The sequence below is a fragment of the Kribbella sp. NPDC004875 genome, assembly GCF_042873375.1.
Taxonomy (GTDB): Bacteria; Actinomycetota; Actinomycetes; order Propionibacteriales; family Kribbellaceae; genus Kribbella.
Genome location: NZ_JBIALI010000003.1, coordinates 263,916 through 276,753, shown reverse-complemented (window position 1 = coordinate 276,753; position 12,838 = coordinate 263,916). Strand labels below are relative to the sequence as shown.

12 protein-coding genes are annotated in these 12,838 nt (G+C 68.0%); 9 read left to right on the top strand and 3 right to left on the bottom strand.

The genetic code is table 11. The features are described from left to right. Positions 1 to 8 precede the first annotated feature (8 nt). The gene (locus tag ACFYRH_RS18485) at positions 9 to 1,049 is read right to left on the bottom strand and encodes an AraC family transcriptional regulator (protein ID WP_387776049.1); all 1,041 of its coding nucleotides are present in this window, start codon (positions 1,047 to 1,049) and stop codon (positions 9 to 11) included. Between the two features lie 141 nt (positions 1,050 to 1,190). On the opposite strand from ACFYRH_RS18485, the gene ACFYRH_RS18480 reads away from it, so the two are divergent. The 6 genes from ACFYRH_RS18480 (at position 1,191) to dmpG (ending at position 7,450) form a co-directional block, all read left to right on the top strand. Continuing rightward, entirely contained in the window at positions 1,191 to 1,589 is a 399-nt protein-coding gene (locus tag ACFYRH_RS18480) for an ester cyclase (RefSeq protein WP_387776046.1), read from the top strand. A 193-nt stretch (positions 1,590 to 1,782) separates the two neighbouring features. Further along, entirely contained in the window at positions 1,783 to 2,373 is a 591-nt protein-coding gene (locus ACFYRH_RS18475; RefSeq protein WP_387776043.1) for a hypothetical protein, read from the top strand. 107 nt (positions 2,374 to 2,480) lie between these two features. Continuing rightward, positions 2,481 to 4,274, top strand: coding sequence for a carboxylesterase/lipase family protein (locus ACFYRH_RS18470; protein WP_387776040.1), 1,794 nt, complete (start codon positions 2,481 to 2,483; stop codon positions 4,272 to 4,274). A 424-nt stretch (positions 4,275 to 4,698) separates the two neighbouring features. Further along, positions 4,699 to 5,505, top strand: a complete 807-nt coding sequence (locus tag ACFYRH_RS18465; protein ID WP_387776037.1) for a 2-keto-4-pentenoate hydratase — start codon at positions 4,699 to 4,701, stop codon at positions 5,503 to 5,505. After that, a complete protein-coding gene (locus ACFYRH_RS18460; protein WP_387776034.1) occupies positions 5,502 to 6,440 on the top strand; it encodes an acetaldehyde dehydrogenase (acetylating) in 939 nt (312 codons plus the stop codon). Before ACFYRH_RS18465 ends, ACFYRH_RS18460 begins: the two co-directional genes overlap by 4 nt. Next, entirely contained in the window at positions 6,437 to 7,450 is a 1,014-nt protein-coding gene (gene dmpG, locus ACFYRH_RS18455; protein ID WP_387776031.1) for a 4-hydroxy-2-oxovalerate aldolase, read from the top strand. Before ACFYRH_RS18460 ends, dmpG begins: the two co-directional genes overlap by 4 nt. On the opposite strand, the gene ACFYRH_RS18450 is transcribed toward dmpG, so the two are convergent. Beyond that, on the bottom strand, positions 7,443 to 8,282 hold the full coding sequence (locus ACFYRH_RS18450) for an alpha/beta hydrolase (protein ID WP_387776028.1): 840 nt from the start codon (positions 8,280 to 8,282) through the stop codon (positions 7,443 to 7,445). The genes dmpG and ACFYRH_RS18450 overlap by 8 nt on opposite strands. Next, positions 8,275 to 9,147: an alpha/beta fold hydrolase gene (locus ACFYRH_RS18445; RefSeq protein WP_387776025.1), complete on the bottom strand. Its 873-nt coding sequence runs from the start codon at positions 9,145 to 9,147 to the stop codon at positions 8,275 to 8,277. The genes ACFYRH_RS18450 and ACFYRH_RS18445 overlap by 8 nt, the downstream gene beginning before the upstream one ends. Positions 9,148 to 9,294: 147 nt before the next feature. On the opposite strand from ACFYRH_RS18445, the gene ACFYRH_RS18440 reads away from it, so the two are divergent. From ACFYRH_RS18440 to ACFYRH_RS18430, 3 genes are read left to right on the top strand one after another with little or no spacing between them, the layout of a single operon-like run. After that, entirely contained in the window at positions 9,295 to 10,473 is a 1,179-nt protein-coding gene (locus ACFYRH_RS18440; protein WP_387776022.1) for a CaiB/BaiF CoA transferase family protein, read from the top strand. Beyond that, positions 10,470 to 11,462, top strand: a complete 993-nt coding sequence (locus tag ACFYRH_RS18435; protein ID WP_387776019.1) for an NADPH:quinone oxidoreductase family protein — start codon at positions 10,470 to 10,472, stop codon at positions 11,460 to 11,462. The genes ACFYRH_RS18440 and ACFYRH_RS18435 overlap by 4 nt, the downstream gene beginning before the upstream one ends. Next, positions 11,459 to 12,832 carry an MFS transporter gene (locus ACFYRH_RS18430; RefSeq protein ID WP_387776016.1) on the top strand — a complete coding sequence of 458 codons (1,374 nt, stop codon included), beginning with the start codon at positions 11,459 to 11,461 and terminating at the stop codon, positions 12,830 to 12,832. The genes ACFYRH_RS18435 and ACFYRH_RS18430 overlap by 4 nt, the downstream gene beginning before the upstream one ends. The last annotated feature ends 6 nt before the right edge of the window (positions 12,833 to 12,838 follow it).

Below are 12,838 nucleotides of genomic sequence, written 5' to 3'. Positions count from 1 at the left end.
CTCCTGCCTCAAGCGCGCGGCTGGCTCGCGCCCGAAAGTTCCCGGCCGCGCAAGTCGTCGCGAGAGTCGGCACCAGGCTCGTCCGACGGGTGAAGAACCGTCGTATCAGCCGGCGCTCGACCTGCCTGCCGTGCCTGGTTCCGGAACTGTGCGGGCGACGCGCCGACCACGCGGCGGAACGCAGTACTGAAGGCGCTCTCGGACAGGTAGCCGGTGGCCCGTGCGAGCTCGGAGATCGACAACGTGTCGCGGGCGAGGGCGTCGCGGGCCAGACTCATTCGCCACTGGATCAGGTACTCCAGGGGTGGGACCCCGACGTGGCTCTTGAAGGCCTGGGCAAAGGCGGACCGTGACATGTGACTGAGCTCCGCGAGCTCGTTGAGGCTCCAGGGATGCGCCACGTCCGCATGTACGGCACGCAGGGCGGCGCCGATGCCATCCTCGTTCAGGGCGCCCAGCCAGCCGGTGGGCCGGTCGGTCTGGGCGGCGTGAGCGCGCAGCATGTGCACGAGCAGGATCTGTGCGAGGTGGTTCTGCACCAGCGGGCCGCCCGCTGCGGTGACCCCGACCTCGTCGGCCAGGAGATTGATCAGTTGCGCGAGCTGCAGGCCATGAGGATCGGCCTCGCGGACAATCACGAGCGGCAGCAGGAGATCGGTCAGGAGGGCAGCGTTCTGGTCGTCGAACGCGATGTGCCCGACGCAGAGATAGAGGTCCCCCTCAGAGGCCGGGCCGATCTGCACGAGCCCGTCTTCGGCGGCGGCCAACACCGGCGCCGCGGGGCGCGGGGTCGCGTCGAGCGTGCTGGCCAGGACGTACGGCGGAGGGTTGCCCAGCATGAACGTGTCACCCTGCTGCAGGAGCACTGGCTCGTGCCCGTCGAGGACGAGCCAGCAGGTACCGCTGACGAGGCCCCCGATCCGCACGTGCGGGAACGTGTCGAACCGCAACGCCCACTCGCCCACAGCGCGGACGCTGGGCCCGATCACCGTACGGGGCCGGAGCAGGCCGATCGCATCGGCCACTGGATCCCGAAAGCCGAGCACCACACCATCCTCCTGGACGATACGTAAAGAAGTCCGGACTCTTCCTTATGGATAGTATCCCAGGCCTCCTGAATGATCGATGGTGCAGGCGAACCATGAGTACACGACCTCAGCCCCGGGACACCCGGGCGAGAAAGGCAAGTCATGTCCGACTTCACCATCCGAGAGTTCTACGACCGCTACACCGAGGCGCTCAACGCGCACGAGTTCGACCGCATGGACGAGTTCGTCGCCGAGTCGATCCTCTCGCACGGCCGGCCGGCCACCCGGGCCGACGTCGTCGCGGCGCTCAAGGGCATTGCCGACGCGGTTCCCGACATCCGTTGGGAGATCAAGGAGGTCGTGATCGACGCCGAAGGTGAGACCCTGTCGTGCCACTCGGTCAACCACGGCACCCCCACCAAGGAATGGCTCGGGGTGGCTCCCACAGGCGCTCAGATCGAGATCGATGAGATCGCCATGTACAAGGTCCACGACGGAAAGTTCGTCCAGATGTCGAACGTCCACGATGTCGAGGCCCTGAAGAAGCAGCTCGCGGGCTGACCCCCGGGGCTAAGCCACGTGAGCCCGACGTATGCGGCGCCTCGCCCGGACGGGCAGGGCGCCGCATACTCAACGGCGCCAGCCCCCGCCCGGCTGTGCCGGGGCCGCCAACGGCCGACTCCCGCGAGGCCGGATCCGACCGCCCTCGGCGCTCGAGCATGCCGACCACGTCTCAGACAGGAAGCGAAACCCCATGTCAGGTTCGAACCCCTACGAGTGGTTAGGGGACTTCGTCGGACAAGTACCCGAGTTCGTCCAGCCCATCATCGTTGGGGTCGCCGGTGCGATCCCGTACATCGAGGGCGAGGGATCAGCGGCACTGGGCGTCTTCGCGGGCATTCACCCCGTGGTGGCCGCCATGTCGGGCGCGGCAGGCAACATCATCGCCGTGGTCCTGGTCGTTCTGCTCAGTTCCCGGGTCCGCACGGCCGCGCTGGCGCGCCGTACCCACCGCACCACGACAACGGTTTCCACCGCGCTCTCGACGGAGTCGCCTGGCGCCGCAGCCGGTGCGACGGACGGGCACACACGGGAGAGCGAGCGAGTCGAGAAGCAATCCAGGGGTCACAAGCGACTGCGCCGGTGGCTGGTCCGGTTCGGTGTCCCCGGTGCCAGCCTCCTGGGTCCCTTGGCTTTGGGGACTCATTTCACCGCCGCGACGCTGGTCGCCACGGGCGTGAGCAAGCGCTGGGTCATCCTCTGGCAGGTGATCGCGATCATGCTGTGGGCAGCCCTGCTCGCCCTGGCCGCGAGTGGCCTGGTCACCCTAATCGAGGCCGAATGACCGTCGGCCGACCTGGCGAGGAAAGTGGCGCGAAGGCAAAGGGCCGAAGCGGGCCTCGAACGGTCGCGCCGCGCCGGAACGCGCCTTGGCGTTCCGTGTGGTTGTGGGTGCCGTCGGTTCTCCTGGCGATCCTCGTCTCGGTGCTGCTGTGGCTCAACCGCAGCCCAGGGTGGGGCTGGAGCCAGCTCGCGGGGCTGTTTGCCGCGTTCGTCGTGGTCGCGCCGTGCTGGGCGCGACGCGGCGTCCTGTTCGGAGTGGGCGGGTGGCTCGTTGCGGCGGCCGTGCTCAGTGGTGCTGCGGTGCTGGCCTACCCGGCGCCACAGATACGCATCGCCGGTGGCGACGATCCGCGCCCCACGCAGGCCGTCGCGACGCGCGAGGGACCGGTGACGGGTGTGCGCAACGACGCCGGTACGGTCGAGATCTTCGCGGGCATCCCGTACGCACTGCCACCCGTGGGGGACTTGCGGTGGCGAGCGCCGCAGCCACCTGCGCGGCGCACCGGAGTGCTGACCGCGGACCGGTTCTCCGCCGCGCCGGTACAGGGCACTTCCACGTTCTTCACCCGCGCTTTGTCCCAGGTCGTCGATGTGCCGCTGGAGAACACACTCCTGAACCCGTACCCGGTCAGCGAGGACAGCCTGTACCTCAACATCTGGCGCGCTACGACACCAACCTCGAACAAGCTGCCGGTGCTGGTGTACATACCGGGTGGCGGCTTCGCTACAGGTTCAGGCGCCTTGCCGCTGTACGACGGCGAGGCACTAGCCTCCAGCGGTGAGGTCATCGAGGTCACGATCAACTACCGGCTAGGTGTGCTGGGTTTCCTCTCCCATCCCGAGCTGGCCGCCGAGTCCGGGTACCGTGCCTCGGGCAACTACGGGATCCTGGACCAGATCGCCGCCCTGGACTGGCTCCGTCACAACATCGCCGGCTTCGGTGGGGACCCTGACCGGGTCACGGTCGCCGGTGAGTCGGCAGGCGGTGAGAGCGTCTGCCTCCTGGGCGCGACACCGCTGGCAGAAGGGCTCCTTGACGGCATCATCGGCGCCAGCGGGGCCTGCATGGGGACCACCGGGAACACCGAGGACGGCGACCAGGCCGACACCCGGGCGGTGGCCGAGGCGGCCGGCCGGCGGCTGGTGCGGGAGCTGGGCGGTCCCACGATCAACGAGATGCGGCGCATGCCCGTCGACCAGATCACGAAGGCGGCCGCGGCGGTCGGCCCGCACTGGCGGCCCTCGATCGACGGTCACCTGCTGGATCGGTCACCCGCGGAGATCTACGCCAGCGGTGCCCAGCTCGACGTACCCCTGCTCGTCGGGAGCAACGCGAACGAGAGCTCCCTGGCACTGGCCCGCCCGCCGAACACGGACGTGGACGCCTACCAGACGTCAGTTCGGGAGAAATACGGCGACGACGCCCGGCAGTTCCTCGAGCTGTACCCCGGTGCGACCGAGGAACAGGTCCTCAACTCGCTCCTGCACTCTCAGACGGATCAGGTCATGACCCGGGCGATGCACCGCTGGGCACACCTCCAGACGCAGAGCGGCCGGGCTCCGGCATACCTGTACTTCTTCACGCACACACCTCCCGAGGAGGGCCTGGAGAAGTACGGCGCCTATCACGGCGCAGAGGTGATGTACGCCTACGACAATCTCGGCAAGGACGGCGACGCCGACTACGGCCCGACCGACTACCGACTGCGTGACCTGATGCGCGGCTACTGGCTGAACTTCGTCGCTACCGGGGATCCGAACGGGGGTGGCCTGCCGGCCTGGTCGACGGTGGGCCAGGCCCCTCAGCGCGTCATGGAGCTTGGCGCGGACAGCGCCATGAGACCCCGCCCGCGACCTCGGGCCATCGACTTCTGGATGAGCTATACCGGGCCGACACCTTGAGGTTCCCCGACGCCCAGGTTGTTCGCTCGTCGACCCGCCCCGCCCCGGGGAGCCATAGTGGCCGAGCATTTTCGGCCGGGGTGAGCCAGTCGCGCGCTTGATGTGGGCGGACCGGCCTGATCGGCAGACTGAAGGCCGTTGGAAGACGCGTGCCCGCTCGCGGAAGAGAAGGCCGGCGCCGTCGACCGCGATGCGGTCCTCCACCGCGGAAACGATCAGCGAGGAGGTGCCCGTGATCGGCGCTTCGCCGTCCGCGCCGAAGACGAGCATCTGGGACTGCACGGTGGCCGAAGCCGTGGGCGGGTGATCCGCTCAGCGGGATCCCTGCGGTAAGTCAGTCGTTCCCGGTCACCGGGAACGACTGCTCGCGCGGCGCGATGTTGGCCGGGGACGCTGGGGCGGACCAACCTCCGAGAAGGGTGCCATGACCAGCGAGCTAACTATCAACTTGGCCGCAGACAGGTTGTGCGAGGCAACCAACCGCAGCCGGCCGGTCGCTCCGGTTCGCGATCTGCTGACCGGCATCGACGACGCCTATCGAGTCCAGCAGGAGCTGGTACGGCGCCGGACCACGGAAAACGCACGTGTCGTCGGCCGCAAGATCGGGTTGACGTCGGACGCCGTGCAACGTCAACTCGGCGTCGACCAGCCGGACTACGGCGTGCTGTTCGATGACATGGCCTACGTCGATGGCGCGACAGTTCCCACGGATCGGTTGTTGCAACCGCGGATCGAGGCGGAGGTCGCCTTCGTTCTCGCCGAGGATCTCCGTGGCGACATCGGTCCGGCTGAGGTGCGGGCGGCGGTGGCCGCCGTACTACCGGCGTTGGAGATCGTCGACAGCCGGATTGCCGATTGGGATATCACGATCGTCGACACGGTGGCGGACAACGGCTCGAGCGGGCTCTATGTCCTGGGCTCGGAGCCGCGCTCGCTGGACCAGGTCGAGCCGAAGGACGTGAAGATGACGATGGCGATCGATGGGGCTGTGGTGTCAACGGGGGACGGTTCGGCCTGTCTCGGTGATCCGCTGGCGGCGTTGCTCTGGCTTGCCCGGCTCGCCGATCGCACTGGCGATCCGCTCAGGGCCGGCCAAGTCGTGCTGTCGGGTGCGCTCGGCCCGATGGTTCCGGTGGCCCTGGGCAACGAGATTCGTGCCCAGATCGACCCGCTCGGATCGGTGGCGGTGCGAATCGGTGTACCGGCGTGCGAAGCGGAAGGACAGCCATGAGCCGGACGAAGGTGGCGGTGATCGGCTCGGGCAATATCGGGACCGATCTGATGATCAAGATCCGGCGCTTGTCGACGACGCTCGAGCTTGCCGCCATGGTCGGCATCGATCCTGCGTCCGACGGTCTCGCCCGGGCCGCGAGGTTCGGGGTGCCGACGACGTCCGACGGTGTGGACGGGCTGCTGGCGATGGACGGTTTCGACGAGATCGCGATCGTCTTCGACGCGACGTCGGCCAAGGCGCACGAGGTCAACGCGGCCAAGCTCGCACCGTATGGCAAGCGACTGATCGACCTGACTCCGGCTGCCATCGGGCCGTACGTCGTGCCGCCGGTGAATCTCGGCGAGCACCTCGACGCGCGCAACCTGAACATGGTGACCTGCGGCGGTCAGGCAACCATCCCGATCGTGGCCGCGATCTCGCGGGTCACCGCCGTCGCGTACGCCGAGATCGTGGCATCGATCGCGTCCCGTTCCGCGGGTCCTGGGACCAGGGCCAACATCGACGAGTTCACCGAGACCACGGCGGCCGCGATCGAGACCGTCGGTGGGGCACGGCGTGGCAAGGCGATCATCGTCCTCAATCCGGCCGAGCCACCCCTGATCATGCGCGACACCGTGCTCGCCTTGATCGGCGATGCCGACCACGAAGCGATTCGCGCCGCGGTTGATGCCATGGTGCAGGAAGTGGCGACATACGTGCCTGGCTATCGCCTCAAGCAGCGGGTCCAGTTCCGTGCGCTCTCCGCCGACGAACCGCTGCACACGCTGACGCCGTTGGCGGTGACGCACCAGGTGAGTGTCTTCCTGGAAGTCGAAGGTGCTGCGCACTACCTCCCGGCCTACGCGGGGAACCTGGACATCATGACCTCAGCGGCGCTCCGGACCGCGGAGTCGCTCGCGGCCCGGCTCCACACCACGGAGGCTGCCCGATGACCGACCTCTATCTACAGGACGTGACGCTCCGGGACGGGCTGCACGCCTTGCGGCACCGCATCGATCCGGCGACCGTACGGCAGATTGTCGCCGCGGCCGATGCCGCGGGTGTTGACGCGATCGAGGTCGCGCATGGTGACGGCCTGGCAGGCGGTTCGCTGAACTACGGGCCGGGGAGCCATCTGGACTGGGAGTGGATCGAGGCCGCCTCCGAGGTCATCGACAACGCCCGTCTGACGACGCTCCTGCTTCCAGGCATCGGCACGATCCACGAGCTTCGGCGTGCCTTCGACCTCGGCGTTCGGTCGGTCCGGGTGGCGACACACTGCACCGAAGCGGACGTTTCGGCGCAGCACATAGCGGCGGCGCGGGAGCTCGGGATGGATGTGTCGGGATTCCTGATGATGAGTCACCTGGCGTCGCCGGCGGATCTGGCGGCGCAGGCGAAATTGATGGAGTCGTACGGCGCGCATTGTGTGTATGTCACCGACTCGGGCGGTCACCTGACCATGAACGGCGTACGGGATCGAGTTCGGGCATACCGCGATGTTCTCGGTCCGGCCACGGAGATCGGCATCCACGCGCATCAGAACCTCAGTCTCGCGGTGGCGAACAGTGTGGTGGCGGTCGAGGAGGGTGTTCGCCGGGTGGATGCTTCGCTGGCCGGCTTGGGAGCCGGTGCCGGCAACTGCCCGATCGAGCCGTTCGTCGCCGTGGCGACTCTGCAGGGTTGGTCGCATCGATGCGATCTGGCTGCGCTCGAGGACGCGGCCGACGAGGTCGTGAGGCCGCTGATGGATCGCCCGGTGCAGGTCGATCGCGAGACGCTGACTCTGGGGTTCGCCGGTGTCTACTCGAGCTTCCTGCGGCATGCGGAGGCCGCGTCCGCGCGGTACGGCGTCGATGTCCGGGAGATCCTCACGGAGGTCGGGCGTCGCCAGTTGATCGGGGGTCAGGAGGACATGATCGTCGACATCGCCCTCGACCATCTGGCGTCGCGGGTCAGCTGAGATCGCTGACGATCAGCGACTCCAGTACGTCGGCCAGCTGAGCCGGCCGCGAGCCGAACGGAGCGTGGCCGGTGTCGATCGTGGCCCGGGCGAAGGCGGTTGCGGGCGCGAGTTCGTCTGCTTGCCGGATCATCACGTCCTGGAGCTCGATCGGCAGGGCCCGGTCCTTCGACGTGCGGATGTACGCGCGGGGGATCCGGCCCCATCGGGCGGCCGTCGCGCCTGTCTCGGACGCCAGGAAGGAGACCGGCTGGTCCGGCGTCAACGTGAGGGCGTAGGCAAGGAACTCCTCTCGGCCGAGGTCGCCGAAGTAGGCGTCGTGCAACTCCTCGAGATAGCCGGGGTCGATCGATCGGGGGTTGATCCGGACGGCGCCTGTCTGCGAGGGATCGCCCAGATATAGGCCACTGCCGAGCACTGTCCGCGCCTGCGGCAGCGCGAGGTACGCACCGGCCGTGGCGAGCTGCGTCGGGACGAATGCGGCGACGTACACGAGCTGACCGATCAGTTCCGGCGCGAGTTCCGCTGCGCGCGTGACGATCGCGCCGCCCATGCTGTGCGCGACCACGATCGGCCGGCGCCGCCAGGTCCCGAGCAGGTCGACGACGGCCTGTGCGGCGACATCCAGCGTGACATCAGCGATCGGCGATCTCTCGGTCGCCAGCTGCTCGGCGTCCTGACTCAGATAGGCGGCCGGGAAGCGCGCCCGGATGCCGTGCCCTGGAAGGTCGGGAGCGACAACCTGGTGGCCTCGGGCAACCAGTTCGCTGGTCAGCGCTCCCCAGTGTGCGCCGCCGTGCCAGGCTCCGTGGATCAGCATGAAATCAGACATTGTCGCCACCTTTCGCCGACAGGATCGTCACCAGTACGGCGGCGAGCTCTGCCGGCTGCTCCTCGGGGACATAATGGCCGCTGCGCTCCACCAGGTACGTCGACACGTCCACGGCAGCCGCCTGCGCGACCGATTCGAGCCAGGTCAGCCCGACGCCGTACCTCGCACCGATCACGTTCACCGGCATCGTCAGTGGTGTGTCCCGGCTCAACCTCTTGTTGTCGGACAGGTCGATCGGAAGGCTGCGGTAGTAGCCCATAACGGCCCGTAGAGCGCCCGGCGCCGCCAGCGCCCTGGCGTAATGGGCGAGAGCGTCGTCGTCGATCGCGTCCGTGACGAACAGGCCGATCGAGTCGCGCCGGAACATGAACTCGAGATACGCACGTTCACGGCCGGTGATGAGCAGCTCGGGCAGGTCGGGGACCATATTGAACCCGAAGTGCCAGGACCCACCGAGCAACGGGTTGGCAGCGTGCTCGCTACCGCCGAGTCCTGGGATCCCGGCCTCGACCAGGGTGACGCTTCGCACCGCGTCGGGGAACTTCGCGGCCAGTGGGTACGCGACCTGGCCGCCGACATCGTGTCCCACTACGTGGAAGGTCTCGAAGCCGAGCAGTTGCATGAGCTCGTGCATGACCTGCGCGACCGACACCTTGTCGTACTCCCGCAGGTGGCGCGAGCTCGCGCCGAAGCCGGGCAGGTCGGGTACGACGACGGTGAACTCCTGCTCGAGCAGCGGAGCGACGTGTCGCCAGGCGTGGCGCGTTTGCGGCCACCCGTGCAACAGCAGGACCGGTGGACCGGTACCGGAGACCGAGCAGTTGATCACGGCCTGCGAGAGCCGGAGCCGAACAGGTTGGTTCATGCTCAGCACTCTCCCGCACTCGCCGGACCCGGGCTGCGGGCGGTTTCCGGTGGGTGGGAAGGGTGCGTTGAGGGTGCTGGAGTCGCGACCCTACGGTCTCGGCAGGCGATCCCCGAACGAATCCCGGAGGCCATCGTGATCGACGGCATGAGAGTCCTGAGCTTCTCGCACTTCGTGCAGGGGCCGGCGGCTTCGCAGTACCTCGCCGACCTCGGCGCCGACGTCGTCAAGGTCGAGCCGCCGTCGGGTTCCTGGGAACGCAAGGTCGGCAGCGCCGGGATCCGCCTCGCGGACGTTAGCGTCACGTTCCTTGCGGTCAATCGGAACAAGCGGTCGATCGCGGTCGACCTGAAGCATCCGGACGCGCAGGCGGTGCTCCGGCCGTTGATCGAGCGTGCGGACGTGGTGATGGAGAACTATCGCGGGGGCGCACTGGAGAAGCTCGGGTTCGGGTACGACGCGGTCCGGGCGATCAAGCCGGACATCATCTATGCGTCGGCGACCGGCTGGGGGAGCCGCGGACCGATGGCTGCGCGGCCCGGTGTCGATCTTCTCGTGCAGGCGCGGACCGGCATGGTATCGGTGACCGGCGAATCCGACCGGCCCGTGGCGGCCGGCACGCCGGTGGTCGATCACCATGGCGCGGCGCTGCTCGCGATGGGTGTGCTCGCGGCGTATGTCCGAAAGCTCACTACCGGTGAAGGGACTCGAGTCGAGTCGAGCCTGCTCGGTGCGGGAATGGATCTGCAGGCCGAGTCGCTCGCCCTGTACCTGTCCGGGCGAAAGACGCCGGCCGACGTCCAGCGGCCCCACGAGCTCGCATGCTGGTCGATCGATGCGCCTTACGGCGTCTACGAGCTCAAGGACGGGTACGCGGTGATCGCGCTCAGCGGCACGATGGACGACTTCGCGGATGCGCTGGGTTCGGATGCGCTGGCGGGATTCGACCAGCTCGATCGGCGCCGTCGTCGTACCGAATTCACCGAGATCCTCGCAGACCTTCTCCGCGGCTGGACCTATCAGCAGTTGGACGAGACGCTCACACCGCGCGGCTTCTGGATCGAGCGGGTCGCCGGGTACGACGACGTACGGCAGGATCCGCAGATTGCCGCCGAGGGGTTACTTGGACAGATCCCCGTCCAGGGCGAGGTGGCCACCGTCGTCAACCATCCGATTCGGTACGACGGGGAGCTGCCCGGACTGCGGACAGCGCCGGCCGAGCTGGGTGCGCACACCCGTTCGGTGCTTGCCGAGGCGGGCTTCAGCCTGGCGGAGATCGATGCCTTCGTGTCGTCGGGCGCCGTACGTGAGCAGGCCGTCCGATGAGGGCCTTGGTGTGTCCTCGCCTCGGGACCCCGGACGTTCTGGACCTGGTGGAGCTCCCGGATCCGGTGCCGGGCCAGGGAGAGATCGTGGTCGCTGTCAGCCACGTGGGTCTCAACTTCCACGACACCTTGGTGATCGCCGGAACTCATGTCGTGAAACCGGATCCGCCGTTCTCACCAGGCAGTGAGTACGCCGGCGTCGTCAGCGCGATCGGCCCAGGCGTACACACAGTGTCGATCGGTGATCGCGTTGTCGGCAACGAGGAGTACGGCTGCGCACGCGAGGCCGTCGTCGTCAGGGCAGACCGGGTCACACGCATCCCGGATGGGGTATCCCAACGAGATGCCGCGGCGGTTCTGGTCGCGTATTCCACGGCGTACCACGCGCTCGTGCAGCGGGCGGATCTGCGACCGGGGGAGACGCTCGTCGTGCTGGGCGCCGGCGGCGGCGTCGGTTCGGCAGCAGTGGACGTGGGGAAGCTGCTCGGGGCAAAGGTGATTGCGGCGGCCTCGGCCCGCGACCGCGCCGAGACAGCACTCGCCAGGGGCGCGGACGACTGCTTCTCGTACGGCGGCGAGCCGGTGAAGGAGGCGATCCGGGATCGAACCGGAGGTGCGGGGGCCGACGTGATCTTCGACCCGATCGGCGGCCCGGTTGCTGAGTCCGCTGTCCGCGCGTTGCGCTGGCAGGGACGGCACCTGGTGGTCGGGTTCGCGACCGGCAAGATCCCTCGCATCGCGTTCAACATCCCGCTGGTCAAGGGTGCGTCGGTCGTCGGTGTCTTCCTCGGCGAGTTCATCCGGCGCGATCGCGCGACCCACGAGGAGAACCTGCGGCGCATCTTCGACTGGGTGATCGAGCGCCGGTTGCAGCCGCTCGTGCACGGTGTCGTCCCGCTGGCCGACGGGCCGGACGCGCTGCGGTTGCTGGCTGCCGGACAGGCGCGCGGCAAATTGTTGCTCCACGCGATCGGCTCAGGTACGCCGTGAACCGGCGGCTGTGGATCGGCCTGGCCGCGCTGATGTGCGGCACTCTTCTCGCGCCGCTGAACTCCTCGATGATCGCTGTGGCGCTGACCCCGATCCAACGGCACTACGAACTGACTGTCGCCGGTGCCAGCTGGCTCGTCACGATCTTCTACCTGACGGCCGGCGTGGCCCAGCCGGTCATGGGCCGGATCGCCGATGCGTTCGGTCCTCGCAGGGTGTTCGCTTGCGGCATGGTCGCCGCCACGATCGCCGCTGGATTCGCCCCGTTCGCGCCGTCACCGCTCTGGCTGGTGCTGTGCCGAGCCGTCCAGGCGATCGGTGTCTCGACCTCGTTCCCTTCCGCCTTGGTGATCTTGCGGCGTCACGGACAGGGCGGACGACTCAGTGTCGTCGCGACCGTGAACACGATCAGCGGGGCGGTCGGGCCGGTGCTCGGCGGTGTGCTCACCACGACGTTCGGCTGGACCTCGCTGTTCTGGATCAACCTGCCGCTGACCATCGGCGCTCTCGTCGTCGCTCTGACAGTGCTGGGACCGGACGTGCGGACAGTCGCTCCGGGCTTTCGTGCGACGGTGTCGGCAATCGATCCGCTGGGCGTCCTCGCCTTCGCGGCCACGATCGTTTGTCTGCTCGACGTGATGCTCGGTCTGCCGCATCTCGACGTCCTGCCCGGACTTCTCGGCGTCTTGGTCGCCGGCACGTTGTTCCTGTGGCGCGAGCGCCGCGCACGGCTGCCGTTCGTCGACGTGGTTGCCCTTCACCGGTCACCGGGGTTGCTGAGCGTGCTCGCGACGTTCGTCCTCTTCAACCTGGCCTACTACGGTGCCTTCTACGGGCTGCCGTTGTGGTTCCAGAACGTCAGAGGACTGGCTGCGAGAGATGCGGGACTGCTGATCTTTCCGATCGCGGCCTTCGGTGCGCTGGCGACCATGGCGGGCAGCCGGCTGATGCAGTTGGCCGGCCTCGGCCGGACACTGATCGTCAGCGCGATGCTGCTCGTCGCGGGCCTGGCCGGCGTCATGCTGTTCGGTCCGGACACGCAGATCTGGCAGATCGTTGCTGTAGGCATCGTGCTCGGCGTTCCGTACGGTCTGTCCAACCTCGGTCTGCAGCGGTTGATGTACGAGCGCACACCGGAGCACCTGACCGGAGTCGTCGGCGGTCTGTTCCAGTCGTCGCGCTACCTCGGTGCGATCCTGGCGGTCGGATTGGTCGGTTCGACCGCACAGTCCGGGATCGGCGCGCTGGCCGCCGCGATGGCAGCGGTGGCGGTAGTAGCTCTGCTGATGACATGGCGTGACACCCGGGTGCGGCGTCCACCTGGTGCGACACGGCCTGGCGCCGTGGTCCGAGAGGTAAACTCGCGGTGACCAGCG